Genomic DNA, 19479 nt, shown 5'->3' with positions numbered 1-19479 from the left:
TATAAACGACAGTTTATCAAATTTAAGAGCTCCCTACCAATAGTAATTTCATATCATGACTTAAAGAATATATATATCAAAACCTCAAAAGATCATTTATAGAATAACACTAATCTGAAACAGTAGACGTTTAGGTTTGCTACTAATTCAGTTATTAAAGATGATATGATGTTTTGTCACGTCACATTAGAGTTACTTCTCCTATATAAAAAAGAGCGAGAAAGAAGACCAACTCAAAAGTAGGATTCTTTCTCACTCTCTAGCCTATAATACTAATGATACTAAGCAGATTAGTCTGATAACGCTGACTATAACTAGTCATCACAAGGTCACTAAAAGGTTTGTTTTTTAGCTTTACGTTCAGCACGACCTCGTGCCCTATTAGCAGCTCGACGTTCTTTTTTACGTTTCTCATCAACGGCCCACTGAATTTTCTTTTTATAACCTGGTTTTACTTTTTTCTTTTTCTTCTTAACCAAGCCAATCATTTCGGTGTCTAATTTCTGATAAGCTTTTTCGCGTTGATGACGACGATCTCGGTCATAAGTGTCTTGGATTTCACCATTTTTCAACACCTTTGGCTCAAATGAAATCCCCATTTTTTCTAATTCGCGAATATCTGAATCATCACTGGGTTGGTAAAGGGTAATCGCAATTCCCGATAAGCCATTACGTCCCGTACGTCCTACACGGTGGACGAAGAAAGATAAATCCTGTGGGATGGCATCGTTGATCACATGACTGACCCCTTCGATATCAATTCCGCGAGCAGCCAAATCTGTTGCCACAATATACTCAAAATCTAGGTTTTTGACTTGATTCATGATACGCTTTCGCTCACGCGGAGGAATGCCACCATGGATTTTTGCCACTTTTAAGCCATTAGCTGACAAATAAGAGTGCAGCTCATCGGCACGCTCTTTAGTATTAACAAAAATCATAGCCATGTAAGGATTGATAACCTTTGATAAATTCAACAATTGTGCATTTTTATCTTTTCCTTTTGTTGAGATCAACCAGTTGTCAATCGTATCAGCGATAACAGTACTTGTTTTGATTTGTTCGATAACTGGGTTGGTCAAATATTTTTTGAGGAAAGGTTGCAATTTTTGAGGAATAGTCGCTGAGAAGACCAACATTTGAACATCCTTAGAAAAGCTGGCAGCAATCTTATCGACCGTATCAAGAAATCCCATATCCATGGTCATATCGGCTTCATCAACGACAAACGTATGAGCCCTGTGAATCTCCAAATCTCCTGATTTAACCAGGTCATAAACACGACCCGGGGTTCCGATAACAATGTGTGGTTGTGCGGTTTTTAAACGTTCCATTTGACGCAACTTATCCGTACCGCCCACATAGTTTACCACGCGGAGCCCTTTCTTAGAATGCGACGCAATTTGTTTAGTCGCTTGGTAAATTTGAGTAGCCAACTCGCGACTAGGTGCTGTGATAACTGCCTGAACTTCAGACTTGTCTTCATCTAGTTTTTCAAAAATGGGTAACAAGAACGTATGGGTTTTACCTGAGCCTGTTTTTGACTCTCCAACCAGATCACGACCTGAGCGAACCACTGGGATTAATTTTTGCTGTACAGCTGTTGGTTCTTTGAAACCAATCTCATCTAAAGCGGTTTGAATATAAGGTTTAAAATTAAAATCTTTAAAGGACATAATGCCTCCTTTTCTTATGACCATTATAACATAATAAAAGCAAGGAAAATCTTCCTTGCCCTAAAATTATAAATAAAGTAAAGCTAGCGTCACCAAACTCGAACCGATGGCGACTGACCACATAAAGCCATCAACTTTCCATTCACTCCAACGCTCCCCTTTTCCTGACAAGCCCCCTAATTCAAGATGGTGATGGAAGGGAGTCATTCGGAAAATACGACGACCTTCACCATATTTTTTCTTAGTGATTTTGAAATAGGTCACTTGTAACATGACTGATGCTGTTTCAAAAACATAGACAAGTCCAGTCAGTAATAGTGTCCACTCTTGTCGTAGAGCAATAGAAATGGCTGCTAACATAGCTCCAAGCGCCAACGAACCAACATCACCCATGAAAACCTTCGCTGGTTTTTTATTGAACATAAAGAATCCAAGGAGGGCACCAATCATTGAGGCAATCATAATCAAAATATCAAATTGCTGCTGAACAAAGGCAATGACGCCATAAGTTGCCAAAGTAATGACAACTGAAATAGAAGCAAGACCATCAATACCATCTGTTAGGTTGACCGCATTGGAAAAACCGACAACCCAAAAGATGACAAATGCTACATAAAAAACACCTAGTGGAAGCTCCCAACCTAAGATATTCAAACTCGTAATGCCACTCGGACGAACATGTATAAAATAGAAAAGCAAACCAGCAACAATCTGAAGAATCATCTTTTGCCAAGGGGTCAGACCTTCATTGATTTGTTTAAAGATTTTCAAAAAATCATCCAAGAAACCAATAATACCATAGATCAGAACAACAGATAGAATACCAACCGTTGCACCAACAGCTGCACCTTGGTTAATTTGGTTGACAAGTCCGAAAATAAGACTAACAAGAAGACTAACTGTTAAAAAAACAGTTCCTCCCATAGTTGGTGTGCCAGCCTTGGCTAGATGTTGCTTGACATCCTCGTGCATTTGCTGTCCACCAATTTTTTTCATCTGATAATAGTGAATAAAGAAGGGCATAGCGATAATCGTTAAGACAAAGCTCACGATACCGACTATTATACTGATTAACATGTTACTCTCCTAATGTAATTTTGATATTTTTCTTTTTCTTAAACGATGTGCCGACATCCGTATTTTGTTTGACAACTTTTCCAGAGCCTTTAATCGTGATACTCAAATCATTCCATTTGGCAAATGCCTGCACATTACGCTTGCTCCAACCATACATGTCTGGCATTTCGTCGACTTTTCCAGCCTGAACAAGGATTTGTTGATTGGCTTTTAGTTTCGTACCTTTGGTTACAGACATTCTGGTCACTTTCGCACCATCGCCAGCGATGATTGGATGAACAAGATTTTTACGCAAGGTTTCAATAGCTTTTGACGTTGATTGGCCAACAAAATCCGGAATCTCGTAAGTTGTCTCACTACGTTTTTCTTTGGCAGCTACTGACGTGGTTAATTGATCCTGCATAGTCATAGCTTCTTGAAGAACTGGATTAAAAATAGTTCGCCACTCTAACCCCTTCCAACTCTCTGGTTGTTGTACGGTGACATACATGGTAAAGAGTGGTTTTTCAGCTGGAATCATAGCAACAACTGAATGGATATAATCTCGCTCACCAGTAAGGTAACCCGAACCATCATCCTTGGCAATCTGTGCAGTACCAGATTTAACGGCAATAGATTCGTTACCGACCTGGATAATTGGTTCTCCGAGCCAGCTTGCATATAAGGTGCCGTAATAAGGTGTCGTCCCAACCGCAACCATGTGTTCTCGGGTTTCCTTAGCGGCTTTTTTGCTAACCGGGTTTCCGACAATCTCAGGCTTAGAGACACGGCTGGTACTGTCATTGTGATTGACCACTTGACTGATAAATTGTGGCTCTAACATTTCACCGTCATTTGAAACACCACTAAAGGCTCGTAACATTTGCGACTGTGTTACCGCAATCCCCTGACCAAAAGCGCTGGTTGCGGTGTTAACGCTATTATTGGAAATAATACCAGCTGATTCAGAGCCCATGCCAAAATAAGTTGGCTCCCCAAATTTAAATTTTGTGAGGTAATCACGCCACTTAGCATTCCCCATCTTCTGCTCTAAGAGGGTCATCCCTACGTTACTTGAGTAAGCAAATCCTTGGGCAAAGGTCATCGTTTGAATACCAGCGGTACCATTATTGACAGACCAGTCATTAACAACTATGCCAGATAGATTCAATCCAGAGTTGGTGAAGTACTGATTGGCTTTGAATTTTTTAGCATCAATGGCTGACGCTAAGGTCATGACTTTCATGGTAGAACCTGGCTCATAATTGGTTTGATAGAGCGAGTTTTGCCATGAGAAATTTTTGTCATCAAGACCCTCAAGGGTATCAGAGTTAAAACTTGGCCGTTGGGTTGTCGCTAATATTTCACCTGTTTGTGAATTGACAATCGTTGCGCTAGCAAATTTTCCCTTTGTTTCTGCTTGAAAAGCATCCATCTGGGTTTCTAAATAGGTTTGCAGAGGAGCTGACAGGGTGGTGTAGACATCACGGCCATCAGAAGCCTTTTTCACAACATGTTGAGTTCCAAGAAGGATATTACCGTTACGATCTTTTTCATATTCAACGGTACCATCTTTACCAGATAAAACATCATCCAAAGAAGCTTCGACCCCGGTAACGCCAGACAGAATAGTTGAACCGTCATCTTCTACATGGGGTTGTGCCAGACCGATGAACTGGGAAGCAAACACACCATTAGGATACATCCGACTGGTACTAGTATCAAAGGAAATGCCTTTTATTTTGGCTTTTTCAACGACATCCTTTAAAGTGCTCATCTTACTGTAACTAAGATTAGAGCCTTTTGTACCAAAGGAAACTTGTGTCAGTTTCTTCTGTTTTAACTGACTAATGACATATTTCTTTTCCATCCCCAGCTGCTTGTGAAATATATCAGCAACTTTTTCAAACTGGGAAGGCTGTACATATAGTTTTTCTTGATCAGCATTGACGTACGTTTTATCAATGATGGCATAAACACTATAAGTCGTCGAATTTTCAGCAATGACATTCCCATTGCGATCAAAAATACTGCCTCGTCTTGCCTGCAAGGTTGATCTGGTATTGTAGACAGCTTTGGCACCTTCTGACAAATCGACTCCAAATTTACTATCTGAGCCAACAATAACAGCAAAGTTGATGACAAAGACAAAAAAGATGAACACTGTTAGGATCATCAAGTTTTGACCAGCATAACGCCTATTCTCTTCTGGATGTTCTTTTCTAATCTTGACAACATAGTCAAGAAAGAGTTTTCGAAGTTTACTCATTCCTACTCCACGTTTTGAATATTGTCATTCTGAATGGTTAGACCGGCTTTTTTAGCAATTTCAGCAATCCGATCATAACGGCTCAATTCATTGACTTCTTGCTTAGCATCATTCAAGTCTGTTTGAGCGCCATTGATTTCAACATTCCAATGATTGATTTCTTGTTGTATCTGCATGTTACGACTTTGCAAATAGATGATGCTAATCGCCATAAAAATAGCTGTTATCACAATAGCTCCATAAAAAGCCTTTTCAATGCGTGTAAACGTACGGATTCGTTTTTGCAAAGCTTCCGTAAGCGCTTCACGTTTGGTTTCGTTTGGCATATTTATTTCCTAACTTTTTTTGCCACTCGCAATTTAGCTGAGTGAGCACGATTATTCGCTTCTAATTCTTCTTGACTCGGCAAAATTGGCTTGCGGTTAACTAGCTCCATTTTGGGTTGTAAGTCATCTGGGATAAATGGCAAACCTTTTGGCACTTCCACTGTTGAGGCTTCTTTAAAAAGTTGTTTCGCTAAGCGATCCTCCAAAGAGTGAAAGGTAATCACAGCGATTCGTCCATCGACAGCCAGTAAATCTAGGGCTTCTTGGATGGAATCATCAGCTGCGCCTAATTCATCGTTAACTTCAATACGGATAGCTTGAAAAATCTGCTTAGCTGGGTGACCTTTTTTCTTAAGTTCTTTAGCGGGTTTAGCTGATTTAATCAACTCTGCCAATTCGGTTGTAGTCCCAATGGGCTTGACTTGACGCGCCTGTTCGATCTTACGAGCAATCTGTTTAGAGAATTTATCCTCACCATACTTAAAGAAAATCCGCACTAAGTCATGGTAATCATAAGTGTTAACAACATCATAAGCACTTAACTCTGCTTGGCGGTTCATGCGCATATCAAGAGGAGCATCTTGTTTGTAAGAAAAGCCACGTTCCCGTTCATCTAATTGGGGGCTAGAAACGCCCAAATCATACAAAATCCCATCAATCTCAGTCACTCCTAGTTGGCCTAGATTAGACTTCAAATGACGGAAATTGTCTTTGATGAAGGTGACCATCCCCTTGTCAATGTAGTTTTTTAGTTTTACTTGGGCATTATCAATAGCGGTCTGATCTTGATCAAAACAGTAAAGGTGTCCCTTTTCGCTTAATTGAGATAACAGATAAGACGAGTGGCCTGCACCACCTAGGGTCGCATCCACATATATGCCGTCGGGCTTGATATCAAGCATATCAACGGTTTCGTGCAAAAGCACTGTTACATGATGAAAGTCTTTAGTCATAACCTTTATTATATCATAAATGAATCTTGCTTGTCTTAAATAGGCAGACGGACATGGTCACTAGAGTTTGGCGGATAATACTATCGACTTCAGTTTTGCTGAAACTAGGAAAGTCTGTCCAGCAGGTCTCTAACGTCTTCTTTCAAAGAGCTGATCTGTTCAGAGACTGCTGATATTTCCTTGCCAACTTTCCAATCGGTATAGACATTGTCTGCCCAAATATCCCAGAATCTATCGCTTTTTGAATTAGAAATATCAGTAACCAAGCCAAGTTCCACATTACTGAGTTTTTCTTGAGTTATCTTTCTTAGCTGGTTTAATCCTTCTAATTTCTGATTGACTTTAGTGATCTTATCTCGTTTAATAGCACTCATAAAAGCATTTCCAGCAATCAAGTCTATAATGCTCCAGTCATTGAGGTTTTTAAGATCATTCTGACAATCGTCAATCGCATGTAATAACTGTCTTAAAGCTTCTTTAGCTTCGTCGTTCTGGCTGGTCATAACTGTCCTCCTAAAATGACTTATTCTCTAATTTGGCCTTGTCCATTGATGTAAAACTTGGTTGACGTTAAAGCTTCTAAGCCCATTGGTCCACGTGCATGCATTTTTTGCGTTGAAATGCCAATTTCGGCCCCTAATCCGAAAACAAATCCATCTGTAAAGCGAGTCGAGGCATTGACATAGACGGCTGCTGCGTCAATACTATCTTGGAACATTTCTGCTCTTCTAATATCATGGGTCACAATAGCTTCTGAATGATGGCTTGTATAACGGTTTACCCAGTCCAGCGCCTCTTCAAAATGGTCAACCACTTTAACCGATAAGATGTAATCTAGAAACTCCGTCGCAAAGTCTTCTTCTGTCGCTTCAACAGGATTTTTCAAATAAGGCATGGCAGCTTGGTCTGCTCTAAATTCAATCTTTTGTTTGTCAGCTAATGCTGCTTCTAACTTTGGAAAGAAGTCTGCCGCTACATGGCGATGCACCACGAGACTTTCTGCTGCATTACAAACGCTTGGTCGCGAAGTTTTAGCATTGATCACGATGTCAGTCGCCATATCTAAATCAGCATACTTATCCACATAGATATGAACATTACCAACCCCTGTCTCAATGACTGGTACCTTGGCTTTTTCTTTAACCGTTTGAATAAGGCGTGCGCCACCACGTGGAATAAGAACATCAACGTAATCAGTAGCCACCATTAATTCTTCCGCTACAGCATGTGAGGTATCTTCTACCAACTGAACAAAATCAGAATTGTAACCAGCTTCTTGAATAACCTGACGCGCCACCTGAATAAGGGCTTTGTTAGAATGGATAGCATCCTTACCGCCGCGCAGAATGATAGCATTATTGGTCTTTAAGGCAAGACTAAAGGCATCAATGGAGACATTAGGACGACTCTCAAAAATCATCGCAAGCACTCCAAGCGGAACTCGTTTTTGAACAATTTTCAAACCGTCCAAATTAGTATAACCACGCACAACCTGTCCAACAGGATCAGATAAGTCTGCTACTTGACTAACGCCTTCTGCCATGGCTTGGATACGTTCTTCCGTTAGACGTAGACGATCGACCATAACGTCTGAAATGCCATGTTCTGCTGCAGCTGCCACGTCTTTAGCATTGGCTTCCAAAATAATGGCTGAAGAGTTCACCAAGGCGTCGGCCAAAGCCAAGAGCAGTTGATTTTTAGCAATGGTTGACAAAGAGGCTAACTCACAACTAGCCACTTTTGCTTGTTTTCCAAGTCTTTCAATTACTGACATAACCTTTTCCTATTTTTCTTGTTTAAAGAGGGTACCGATGATTTGACCATCGAGTACTCTGAGAATATCCCTTGGGTTTTTCCCATTCATTAAGACCATGGCCCCATTATAGTCAAACATCATTTGTGCTGACTGGATCTTGCTGAGCATGCCACCAGTTCCAAACTTAGAGCCAGCACCGCCAGCTGATTTTAAAATCTCCTCAGTAATCTCGCTCACACTGGTTCTCAAAGTGGCATCGTCATAGATGGTTGGATTTTTGTCAAAAAGACCGTCAATATCTGATAACATAATCAGCAAATCTGCTTTGACAATCTTTGCGACAATAGCTGACAAGCGGTCGTTGTCACCAAACTTAGTGGCGTGATCCATTTCATCAACACTGACGGCATCATTTTCATTGACAATGGGGACAATCCCCAAATTCAAAAGACTTTCAAAGGCATTCGTCACATTTTCCAAGCTTTCTGGAAATTCAACTACGTCACGTGTCAATAGAATTTGCGACACATTGGTTTGATAATGTGAGAAAATCTGAGCATAGAGGCTCATCATAGCTACCTGACCAACACTTGAGATGGCCTGTTGTTTTGATAATTCTTGTGGGCGTCTATCCATGTCTAAAAGGTTTAAACCAAACCCCATGGCTCCAGAAGAAACCAAAACGACTTCTAGTCCCTTGTTGTGAAGACTGGCGATGACAAAAGCCAGTTGGTCTATTTTTTCTAAATTTATTTTTCCGTTTGACAGCACTAAGGAGCTAGTCCCTATTTTGATCACCAAACGTTTTACCTTACTAAATTCTCGCTTCATAGGCAAATTATACTAAATTTTTAAACATTAGAATAGCTTGAACATCAAAAAAGCCTCATATCATGAGACTTTTTGACTAATTAAAGTGATTTATACAATTGACTAGCATTCTCTACTGTAAAGCCATACTCTTCAAAGATTTTATTTCCCGGAGCAGATGTTCCCCAAGTATCAATGGTAAGGGTTGCCCCTTTTAAGCCTGTATAACGTTCCCAACCGTAGCTTGCTGCTGCCTCGATAGCAAGGCGTTTGGTTACAGAACTTGGGAGAACTTCTTCTTTATACTCTGGTGTTTGCGCATCAAAAAGGTTTTGAGATGGCATGGAAACCACACGAACGTGAATCCCTTCTTCAGCTAGAGAAGCTTGTGTGTCAAGTGCCAATTTTACTTCAGAACCTGTTGCGATAATAATACCATCAAGATCACCTTTTGCTTCTGAAAGAATGTAGGCACCCTTGTTAAGCCCTTCTTCAGCCAATTCTGCCGTTCCTTCAAGAACTGGTAGATTTTGACGTGTTAGAACAAGCATGGTTGGAGTTTTAGTTTCGCGAAGGGCACGTTTCCAAGCCGCATTGACCTCGTTACCATCAGCTGGGCGAATAACGTTAAGGTTTGGCATTGAACGAACACTTGCCAATTGCTCGATTGGTTCGTGAGTTGGTCCGTCCTCTCCAACAGCAACTGAGTCATGAGTCATGACATAGACAGTTGGTAATTCAGCTAGGGCTGCCATACGAACAGCTGGGAGTAGGTAATTTGAGAAGACAAAGAATGTTCCGCCATAAATCCGGCTACCACCGTGAAGAGCTACACCGTTCATCGCTGCAGCCATAGCAAATTCACGAACGCCAAACCAAATGTTACGACCTTTGTAATTGTCTGCCTGGAAGTCAGTTTCAGCCTTGACCATAGTGTTGTTTGAACCTGAAAGGTCTGCAGAACCACCCCAGAAGTATGATACTTGCTCAGAAATTTGTTGGATGGCTGCTTGACTTGTTACACGGCTAGCAGAGCTTTGGCCAACTTCATGGGCATCGAGTTCTACTTCAACTGGTTTCAATTCGAAGGCTGCTTTATAGTCTGCGGCTAATTCAGGATATTTGGCTTCATATTTAGCAAAGAGTTCATTCCAAGCAGCTTCTGCTTTTTCACCACGTGCTTGGAGTCCTGTCGCAAATCGCTCAGCCACTTCTTCAGGCACTGTAAAAGCAGGATAGTCATAACCGTAAACTTCTTTAGCGTGTGCAATCCCTTCATCACCAAGTGGGGCACCGTGAACCGCTGATGTTCCTTGGTTTTTCGCTCCATAACCAATGATGGTTTTGATTTCAATAATGGTAGGTTTGTCTGACTCTGCTTTTGCTTCTTCGATAGCTTTAGCAATAGCCTCTAAATCATTGCCATCTTCGACTAGAAGATGCTGCCATCCGTAAGCTTCAAAGCGTCCCTTAACGTCTTCTGTGAAAGCCATTGACGTTGGACCATCAAGTGAAATGTCATTTGAATCATAAAGGAGCACTAATTTACCCAATTTCAAGTGTCCAGCGAGACTAGCTGCTTCTTGAGAAACCCCCTCCATCAAATCACCATCACCATTGAGAGCGAAAGTATAATGATCGACAATATTAAAATCAGGTTTATTGTATTTGGCAGCCAAGTGCGCTTCAGCCATTGCCATTCCGACAGCGTTCGCAATTCCTTGACCAAGTGGTCCCGTTGTAGCTTCGACACCATCAGTATGATTTACTTCAGGGTGACCTGGTGTTTTTGAGCCAAACTGACGAAAGTTCTTAATATCTTCCATCGTGACGTCATAACCTGACAAGTGAAGTAAACTATAAATCAAGGCGCTTCCATGACCCGCTGATAGGACAAAACGGTCGCGGTTAGTCCACGAACGGTTTGTTTTAGGGTTTATATTCAAAAATTGATTCCAAAGCACGTAGGCCATTGGTGCTGCACCCATAGGGAGCCCTGGATGACCTGAATTGGCTTTTTGGATCATATCCATTGAAAGTGAGCGAATGGTATTTACCGCTAATTGATCAACTGTATCAAAAGTCATAATTCCTCCTCTATGACAAGAAATGGCATCAACCATTTCACAAAAATAAGTCTGTAATCGTTTTTATTATATCATAAAATCATCGGTTTTTCTGTCTAATTAATGAAATCTAGCAGCAATTTGCACAAATCATTTAGTTACCTGATAATCTGGGGAATACTGAGAAGAAGGCAGTGGTTTATTTCGACGATTAAACCAGATGACCTGCCAACCTGCTGACTTTGCACCAACAACATCATTATCAAAGGAATCACCAATATAAAGACAGTCTTCTGGAGAATACAGGCCTTTTCTCGCTAAATCAAACAATCGTATATCAGGCTTGGCAATCCCTTGCTCTGATGAAATGTAAATATGGTCTTCATCGACCCAGTTCGCTAAACCTAGTTGATGGATCTTGCGCATTTGATGCTCCAGAGGGCCATTGGTTATTATCCCAAGAGTAACTCCACTCGCCTTTAAAGCATCAAACGAAGACCTCAATGAACTATCTAATGTAATATGCCTTTGATTGGCTGCATAACGCCTTTGAAACGAATCAGCTTCATCATCTGTGATCGATAGAGATAATGATTTCAAAGCTGTTTGAATCCTCTGCCTGTGCATTGTTTTAAGATCTAATGTGCCATTTTCGGTGGCTTCAAATACTTGATCACTATATTGCCTACTGTTGAGATAGGCTTGTCTAATATCGATTTGCAAATGAGGGAAAACTGTTTTAAAAGCATCCTCAAATGGTTTGAATTGGTCGTAAAGAGTATCATCAATATCAAAATAAATTACTTTAATCATTTTATTTCTAAAAAAGGCTGATTGAATCAGCCTTTAGTCCCCTGCTTTAGTTTTTGAAAGCTTCCCAATCTTTTAAGAAGGTTTCAATACCAGAATCCGTTAAAGGATGTTTCGTCATTTTCTCAAACAGGGCATCTGGTATTGTAGCAATATGTGCACCAAGTCCGGCGACTCTTTCAACGTGAGCTGTATTTCGAATGCTTGCAGCAATGATTTCAGTTTTAAAATCATACAGGTCAATGATGTTTCTCAATTCTAAAATCAACTGATAAGCATCTGTGCCAATATCTTCTAAACGACCTATGAATGGACTGATAAAGGTCGCTCCCGCTTTCATGGCCATCAAGCCTTGAGAAACTGTGAAGATAAGGGTCACATTAGTCTTAATACCTTCTTTTGATAAGATATGAACAGCTTTAAGGCCTTCTGTTGTCATTGGAATTTTAACCACGACATTGTCTGCCCACTTAGCAATTGTTCTAGCTTCTTCAACCATCTCATCAGCTAAGAGCCCCGTCACCTCAGCTGAAACAGGCCCATCAACAATGGTACAAATCTCTTTGATGACCTCTTCAAAATCACGTCCCTCTTTTGAAATGATAGTCGGATTGGTGGTCACGCCATCCACCACACCTAAGCGATGAATCTCTTTAATCGCTGTAACATTTGCTGTGTCTAGAAAAAATTTCATAAGAACTCCTTCAAATCTTTTAAAAATAAATTAGTTTCTAGGATGACATTATCACAACGTCATCCACTTTGCATTGTAATCGCTTTCCTCACTGAAGTCAATATCGTGCTGACACTTTCATAAGTTTCTTATTTTTTATTAAATTTTTACTGGATTTCATAGGTTATTTACAGAAACGATTGGTGAAAATCTGGAAAAGGGAGAATGGTTTTGTAAGTAACTATTAAAAATAATGCTTTATAAACTTCTAATCATTACATTCTACTGTTTTACCAGTCATTTCAAAATAATCTTTTGTCATGATATCCCATGATTCTTCAATATTTTCAGAAAGGCCAAATAGTCCGCTTCGTCCGATGACATATATATCTGGACCAGCTTTATCAATTTGTTTAAAAGTTTTGCGACTTGAAGAACCATCCATTTCTATCACAAAGTGATGGTCATTTTTTTTTCTCAAAGCCTTTAGTTCAACAATCTTATCTAATGTACTTTCAAGAAAACGCTGTCCTGCAAACCCAGGATCCACTGTCATAATAGTAACTTTATCAACTAAAGTAATATAAGGAAGGATAGTCTCAATAGGTGTTTCAGGATTTAAGACAACACCTGTTTTTAGACCTGCATTATGAATTTTATCAAATAAACGGAAAGCCAGTCCATTTAGCACCTCTGCATGGATACATATCCATTCCGCATTTACATTTATCAATTGATCAACCCAAAACGTAGGGTCAGTAACCATGAGATGAGCTGACATAGGCAAGGTAGATATTTTTCTGACCTCTTCAATGAACCACGGCGATAAAGTAATATTAGGGACAAAATGTCCATCCATAATATCAATATGGTATGAGCTAACATGATCATTTAAAAAAGTAATCTGCTCTGTAAATTTGTCCAAATCCATGGTCATTAGTGACGGTGAAAATTCTACTTTTGACATACTTTTTCTCCTTACAAAATTTCAATGTCATCAAAATCAATATCTTCTTCATCTTCAGCATTGACAATAGCAACTTCATCTTTTTCTGTAACATTCTTTTTAAGAATTGCATATACAATCCCTGTCACAAGAATATTAGCTAACAGTGCACAAATACCTGCTATGGGCTTCGTCATAGTTGGTAGCATTAACACACCGCCAAATGGAACGCTTGAATCTGCTCCCATAGCCATTGATACTGAGCCGCCAACAGCTCCACCAATAGCTGTAGCAATCAAGCCAGGTACCAGATTATTCATAACGATTGGAATAACACCCTCAACAATATTAACAATTCCCATTGGTACAGCTGATTTTAGTGTTTCAATTTCATTTTTTGTATAAATATTTTTCTTTAGTAATTTAGCAACTAGGTAAGCAAAACCAAACCCAACTGGAGTGGCTGTATTAACCAATTGTAATGCTGTCAACGGCTCTTTGACTCCTTCAGCTTGTAAAGTTAAAACAAAGGCATAAACTGTCTTGTTAAGTGGCCCACCGAAGTCAACAGCACTAAGTACACCAACAACAGCTCCCATAACACCGTTTGAAGTATCACCGAGACTTTGTAGGAAGCCCGTTAACCATGAGGTAAAGGCAGCAATTGGTCCACCAATAACATAAATCATAATCATACCGCTAACAAACGATGATAGAAATGGAACTATTAAGGTAGGCATCAACCCTTTTGCCCAAGAAGGCACTTTAATTTTTTTTAAAATCACAAGTGCTAAGTAACCTGCAATATAACCTCCTAAAATTCCACCAATAAATCCTGCCCCAATGGCATTGGCAACAAGCCCTACAACAAAACCTGGGGCGATACCTGGTTTACCTGCGATAGAAAATGCAATTCCTGTTGCAATAACAACACTAATGCTTTTCCTCCCATTGTTGCGAGAGTATCCCAGAATGTAAATTCACCTGCCACAAGAGCATCTGGAACACTCCCACCCATTGCAAGACCAATAGCTACAAGAAATCCTGCCCCACAAACGATAGGGATCAAATAAGAAATGGCAGTTAAAAGGTGACCTTTTAAATTAAGTTGTTTTATCATGTCCTTTTCTCCTCTAAAAATAAGTTTACGGGGCTTCTTCTCCCCAAAATGCTAACAATTCTTACAGCTCGACTGTTGAAAGACTTACCAGAACAATAGAGTCACAGCTGTTTCTAGTCCTCCTTTAAGTACTTTATTTTGAACTAATTTCAACAGCTTTTGCAATTAACTTATTAGGTGATTTTATAGCAACTTCTGTTGGTACTTTAATTACTTTTTTTCCTTCAAAACGTTCCATACCAGAAATCTTGACATCAACAGCTAAAATAACAACGTCAGCCTCATTAATTTGTTCTTGAGTTAATTCATTCTCTATACCAATAGTTCCTTGAGTCTCAATATGAACCTCATAACCCACTGCTTGACCCGCATTTTCAAGTTTTTCTTGTGCAATATAAGTATGTGCAATTCCTACAGTACATGCTGCTACTCCGACAATTTTCATAATTTACTCCTTTATTTAAATGCGTTGATGACATCATCAACTGTTTTTGAATTCACTAGATGATTAATAACTTCATCATTACCTAATTTCCTTGCAAAGAGTGATAAGAGTTTCAAATGTTCTTGGGCACCCTCAGTATCATTTCCTATAGCAAATAAGATGACAACTTTTACGCCATTATTATCGAGACTCTCCCATGGAATATCTTTCCGATTAATTCCAATTGCAACACCAACTTTATCTACAAAAAAACTTTTTCCATGCGGAATCGCAACAAAATTACCAATACCGGTCTGTCCTTCAGCTTCTCGTTCGTAAACATCTTTTAAGAAACCATCTGAATCATTGACATAACCATTAACTTTTAATGTTTCTATTAAAACTTCTAGCATTTCATCTTTAGTTGAAACATCTAACTCAGTGACAACTAAATTGGAATCAATAGCATCAACTACTTGCATAATTTACTCCTTATTATTTGACTTACTACTTCTACATCTTTCTTTTTCAAATTTTCAATGAAAGAATCATTAGCTAACATTTGCATCAACAGTTTAATCTCATTTAAACTATCACCTGTTTTATACAGAAGTGCAATCACTAGGTCGACTTTGCTAATATTTGAAGACCAGCTTTTAATTGACTGCAATGGTCTGATGATAATAATTTTTGTCCGTGTCAGCGCCTTATACTCAAAATGAGGTAAAATGACACCCTCAGCAATTTCAATACTGCCTTGTTTCTCTCTTTCTTCTAGATTTTCTAGAAAAATCTGTTGAGAAACATAATCATCAATATCACAATGATCATATAAAAATTCTAAAACGGTCTGCTTATCTGCTAATGGTTCTCCAAGATAAATACTCACATCATCATTTCTCATAATTGATATCCCTTATATAACTTCTAAGTTGATTTTTATCTTCTTCTGTGAACAAAGCACTAACTACTATTGTTCTATATCTATTCGTCTTGGGATAATCAATAGTTGAAATTAATAGTTCTAGACTTGGAAAGTTTTCAATAATAGTATCAGGCTGTTGATAATTAGTTACTGCCAATATTTCAACCTCAGGAAAATTATTTTCTATCTTTGATTTTAATAATTCAGAAGTACCTATACCAGTAGTACACATAATCACTACTTTAACTTTTTGTCTTTTTATCTCTTTAAATCTTGCAAAATACAGAGTTAAAAAACCAATTTCATCATCATTTATACCTGATAAACCATATTCTTGACTTACCATTTTTGAAATTTTGACTAATTCTTTAAAAATTGCATTGTAATTATCTTTGATATCATTGAGCATATTATTTTTTATTCTTATCTTATTCTCAATCCTCCTCAATAAAGGATTGATATGATTGGCTAAATCCACAAAAATCGGCGAATCATCTTGAATGTTTGATAAATCAAATAAAGTAAATTTATCAAAATACTGTCTTGTTATTTGCCGTATTTTTTTAGAAAATTGCGGTGTCTCCGAGACAACTTTTTTATTTTGGAATCTTGAAGAAATAAGATACCTATACAAATAATCTACTTCAATCTCAGGAATCTTTTTATAAATAAAATGTTCAATAGCATTAACGACTCTTTTACTTTCGTGATAGATAGCCTTTTCTTCAATAGTGGCAACACCATTCTCATTCTTCGGTAACTGATCAAATTTTCTAACTTTGAGAATTCGATTAACCATTATATATAAGTGTGAAAAAATATTGACATTATAAGGATAAGGAATTTTGTCTTGAAGATTATACTCTATTTTCTTTATTTCAGACTGTAAAAATTGCGCTAATTCTAGATTAATCGTTGGGTCTTCATGAAACTCCAATCTATCTAGGTCAATAGTGCTAAAACTGGGTATTAAATCTACAATAGCTTGTCTAACATCAAACTCATTTCCCCTAATCAGAAGTTCTCCTTTTCGGGATAAAATGTCCAAATTATAAGGAAACAATTGCTTTTGTAACAATTGTTTATCTTTTAGTATTTGGGAGTCACTAACAAAAAACTCTTGTCCTAATGCAATTGTAGAAATACTACTTGGAGAAATCATTAACAATCTTTCCAAAATATTTTCTCGTCTTTTTTCAGCAGACATTTCATTATCATTGAAAAGATGGATAGACCTATATTTAAACTGCTCATTTATTCGGTAACCTTTTCCTTTCTCAGACAATATAGGGAGTTCTGGAAAATAATTATCATTTAGTTCGCGAACCAAACGATATACTGTTTTTTCAGATATCCCTAGTTCGCATGATAAAGTTTTTGCAGTAATAAATTGCTTTTTTTTAGATAGAATTTTAAAGAGTTGATCAATTCTATTCTGCTTCTTCATCTCATCCTCCCTTCATTTTTATTGTAATCGTTTTCTTGTTTCGTTTGTGATAATTCATTGTCCAGTACAATAGCCAACTTCAATCTACCTTTTCATTCTATAATAAACTTAGTTACGAGAAAAAAGCTAAATCATCTCAAAGAGGTATAAATACATATCATTTCTGCATGAGTAAAATCTCCACACATTTATCCTTAGTAAAATGAAATAAAATCAGTACAACTAGGATATAATATGCCTCGAAAAAGTATCACAATCAGCCAATACTTTTCTTGGGGTATTTTTATTTCATACTACTATAACTACTAAAAATAAAAAATAGTTCATCAGTTTTAGGTTTAAAACTAACGAACTACGTTTCTATCAACTAATATTTTTGAGAAATAGTTTTTCAATTTCTGTGAATTAGCAAGAAGTATTTCCATATATAAAGTTCTTATTTCTGCTTGATTATCTGTAACAACCAACAACTCTTTCCCTCTCACCTACTCTTCAGCTGCATAGACTTGTGTCGCTCTTACAGCGCGTTTCCATCCTTTGTAAAGTTTCTCTCTGCGTGAAGAAGGCATGTGCGCTTGGAACAGTTGACCTGCTTCGTTAAGTTTCTTAAGCTCTTCAATATCTTTCCAGTAGCCTACTGCCAATCCTGCTAAGAAGGCTGCCCCAAGAGCCGTTGTTTCCAAATTCTTAGCTCGGGTGATATCTATCCCAAGAATATCGGCTTGAAACTGCATGAGGTAATTATTCATCGCTGCCCCACCATCCACGCGCAATTCAGGAATAGCAATTCCTGAGTCTAGTCGCATGGTATCTATCACATCGCGTACCTGATAAGCAATGGATTGTAGCGTTGCTTTTACAAAATCTTCCTTGCTACTACCACGCGTCAAGCCAAAAACTGACCCTCTGGCATCAGAATCCCAATAGGGTGCTCCTAGACCTGTGAAAGCAGGAACCACGTAAATGTCATCTTCTGCTGTTGACTGTAAAGCAAGCATTTCAGAATCCGCTGACTGTTCAATCATACGAAGTCCATCGCGAAGCCATTGAACAGCAGAACCAGCAATAAAAATGGAACCTTCTAGGGCATAGTAAATATTTCCGTTGATGCCATATCCAATCGTCGTCAACAAGTTATGATTTGACAATTGCATCTCTTCACCAGTATTCATAATGATGAACGAGCCGGTTCCATAAGTATTTTTAATCTTCCCTTTTTCAAAAGCTAGCTGTCCAAATAAAGCCGCTTGCTGATCTCCAGCCATCCCTGAAATCGGAACACTGCCACCATAGAAATGGAAAGGTGCTGTTACACCATAAATTTCCGAATTGGATTTTACCTCTGGTAACATAACCTTAGGAATATTAAGAAGCTCTAAAATCTCATCATCCCAGGTTAACTCCTTTATGTTATAAAGCATGGTACGAGCAGCGTTGGAATAATCTGTAATATGAGCCTGACCATCCGTCAATTTCCATACCAACCAAGTGTCAATCGTTCCAAATAACAAGTCCCCTTTTTCCGCCCTCTCTTGCGCCCCGGGAACTTTGTCCAGAATCCACCGCACCTTTGTTGCAGAGAAATAGGCATCAATCACCAAACCTGTTTTTTCATGAAACATATCCGTATAGCCATCTTTTTTTAACTGTTCTGCCAAATCAGCTGTTTGACGTGATTGCCATACAATAGCATTATAAATCGGAAGACCGGTATGCTTATCCCACACAACTGTCGTTTCACGTTGGTTCGTAATCCCAATCGCCTCTATTTGATCGGGTTTAATCCCCGATTCAATGAAAGAGCTGGCTATCACTGATTGTACCGAATTCCAAATTTGATTAGCATCATGCTCAACCCAGCCAGCCTTCGGAAAAATCTGTGGAAACTCCTTCTGGCTTGTGCTGACACTTTGTCCTTTTTTATCAAAAATAATAGCTCTTGAACTGGTCGTTCCTTGATCAATAGCCATAATATATTTTTCTTGAGACATTCTCGTCCTCCTCTTTTCTTAACAAGTAAGCGTTTTCTGACTCTTTTACTATAACAAAACTATAGAAATTCTGCATTTATTTTGCTACCTTATTGTCTATTACTACCCTATCGCCTTAACGCAGGTCCTAGTCCCACCAGAACCGATAGATTGTCAGCACGTAACCTCACTCTAGTGACAGTCTAATACTTTATCCAGTCTCTAACAGCCAGTCAGCATTACTGTGAAGTG

17 protein-coding genes and 1 pseudogene are annotated in these 19479 nt (G+C 38.6%); all 18 read right to left on the bottom strand.

The annotated features are described in order from the left end of the window. Positions 1-332 precede the first annotated feature (332 nt). A complete protein-coding gene (locus A2G56_RS09255) occupies positions 333-1676 on the bottom strand; it encodes a DEAD/DEAH box helicase (RefSeq protein WP_062711870.1) in 1344 nt (447 codons plus the stop codon). A 66-nt stretch (positions 1677-1742) separates the two neighbouring features. Further along, positions 1743-2753, bottom strand: a complete 1011-nt coding sequence (gene mraY, locus A2G56_RS09250) for a phospho-N-acetylmuramoyl-pentapeptide-transferase (RefSeq protein WP_062711865.1) — start codon at positions 2751-2753, stop codon at positions 1743-1745. A 1-nt stretch (position 2754) separates the two neighbouring features. Further along, the gene (pbp2x, locus tag A2G56_RS09245) at positions 2755-5001 is read right to left on the bottom strand and encodes a penicillin-binding protein PBP2X (RefSeq protein ID WP_062711863.1); all 2247 of its coding nucleotides are present in this window, start codon (positions 4999-5001) and stop codon (positions 2755-2757) included. 2 nt (positions 5002-5003) lie between these two features. Further along, a complete protein-coding gene (ftsL, locus tag A2G56_RS09240) occupies positions 5004-5327 on the bottom strand; it encodes a cell division protein FtsL (RefSeq protein ID WP_062711860.1) in 324 nt (107 codons plus the stop codon). 2 nt (positions 5328-5329) lie between these two features. Next, positions 5330-6280: a 16S rRNA (cytosine(1402)-N(4))-methyltransferase RsmH gene (rsmH, locus tag A2G56_RS09235; protein WP_062711857.1), complete on the bottom strand. Its 951-nt coding sequence runs from the start codon at positions 6278-6280 to the stop codon at positions 5330-5332. Between the two features lie 104 nt (positions 6281-6384). Then, the gene (locus A2G56_RS09230; RefSeq protein ID WP_062711854.1) at positions 6385-6783 is read right to left on the bottom strand and encodes a hypothetical protein; all 399 of its coding nucleotides are present in this window, start codon (positions 6781-6783) and stop codon (positions 6385-6387) included. Positions 6784-6803: 20 nt separating this feature from the next. After that, positions 6804-8054 (bottom strand): glutamate-5-semialdehyde dehydrogenase, encoded by a 1251-nt coding sequence (locus A2G56_RS09225; protein ID WP_062711851.1) that lies wholly within the window; start codon positions 8052-8054, stop codon positions 6804-6806. Between the two features lie 9 nt (positions 8055-8063). Continuing rightward, positions 8064-8867, bottom strand: a complete 804-nt coding sequence (proB, locus tag A2G56_RS09220; RefSeq protein WP_062711848.1) for a glutamate 5-kinase — start codon at positions 8865-8867, stop codon at positions 8064-8066. Between the two features lie 80 nt (positions 8868-8947). Next, the gene (gene tkt, locus A2G56_RS09215; protein ID WP_062711846.1) at positions 8948-10933 is read right to left on the bottom strand and encodes a transketolase; all 1986 of its coding nucleotides are present in this window, start codon (positions 10931-10933) and stop codon (positions 8948-8950) included. A gap of 129 nt (positions 10934-11062) precedes the next feature. Then, a complete protein-coding gene (locus tag A2G56_RS09210) occupies positions 11063-11725 on the bottom strand; it encodes an HAD family hydrolase (protein ID WP_237334410.1) in 663 nt (220 codons plus the stop codon). A gap of 46 nt (positions 11726-11771) precedes the next feature. Beyond that, positions 11772-12416 carry a fructose-6-phosphate aldolase gene (fsa, locus tag A2G56_RS09205; protein WP_062711844.1) on the bottom strand — a complete coding sequence of 215 codons (645 nt, stop codon included), beginning with the start codon at positions 12414-12416 and terminating at the stop codon, positions 11772-11774. Between the two features lie 247 nt (positions 12417-12663). Next, on the bottom strand, positions 12664-13362 hold the full coding sequence (gene alsE, locus A2G56_RS09200) for a D-allulose 6-phosphate 3-epimerase (RefSeq protein WP_062711840.1): 699 nt from the start codon (positions 13360-13362) through the stop codon (positions 12664-12666). Positions 13363-13373: 11 nt separating this feature from the next. Then, a pseudogene (locus A2G56_RS09195) lies at positions 13374-14461 on the bottom strand (PTS fructose transporter subunit IIC). Between the two features lie 133 nt (positions 14462-14594). Beyond that, positions 14595-14906, bottom strand: a complete 312-nt coding sequence (locus tag A2G56_RS09190; protein WP_062711837.1) for a PTS fructose transporter subunit IIB — start codon at positions 14904-14906, stop codon at positions 14595-14597. An 11-nt stretch (positions 14907-14917) separates the two neighbouring features. After that, positions 14918-15367 (bottom strand): PTS sugar transporter subunit IIA, encoded by a 450-nt coding sequence (locus tag A2G56_RS09185; RefSeq protein ID WP_062711834.1) that lies wholly within the window; start codon positions 15365-15367, stop codon positions 14918-14920. Next, on the bottom strand, positions 15358-15789 hold the full coding sequence (locus tag A2G56_RS09180) for a PTS sugar transporter subunit IIA (protein WP_062711831.1): 432 nt from the start codon (positions 15787-15789) through the stop codon (positions 15358-15360). The genes A2G56_RS09185 and A2G56_RS09180 overlap by 10 nt, the downstream gene beginning before the upstream one ends. Then, entirely contained in the window at positions 15779-17257 is a 1479-nt protein-coding gene (locus tag A2G56_RS09175) for a BglG family transcription antiterminator (RefSeq protein WP_062711828.1), read from the bottom strand. Before A2G56_RS09175 ends, A2G56_RS09180 begins: the two co-directional genes overlap by 11 nt. Positions 17258-17742: 485 nt before the next feature. Continuing rightward, the gene (glpK, locus tag A2G56_RS09170) at positions 17743-19248 is read right to left on the bottom strand and encodes a glycerol kinase GlpK (RefSeq protein WP_062711825.1); all 1506 of its coding nucleotides are present in this window, start codon (positions 19246-19248) and stop codon (positions 17743-17745) included. Positions 19249-19479 lie beyond the last annotated feature (231 nt).

The organism is Streptococcus halotolerans (assembly GCF_001598035.1).
GTDB classification, from domain to species: Bacteria; Bacillota; Bacilli; order Lactobacillales; family Streptococcaceae; genus Streptococcus; species Streptococcus halotolerans.
This window is presented reverse-complemented; position numbering and strand designations above follow the sequence as displayed.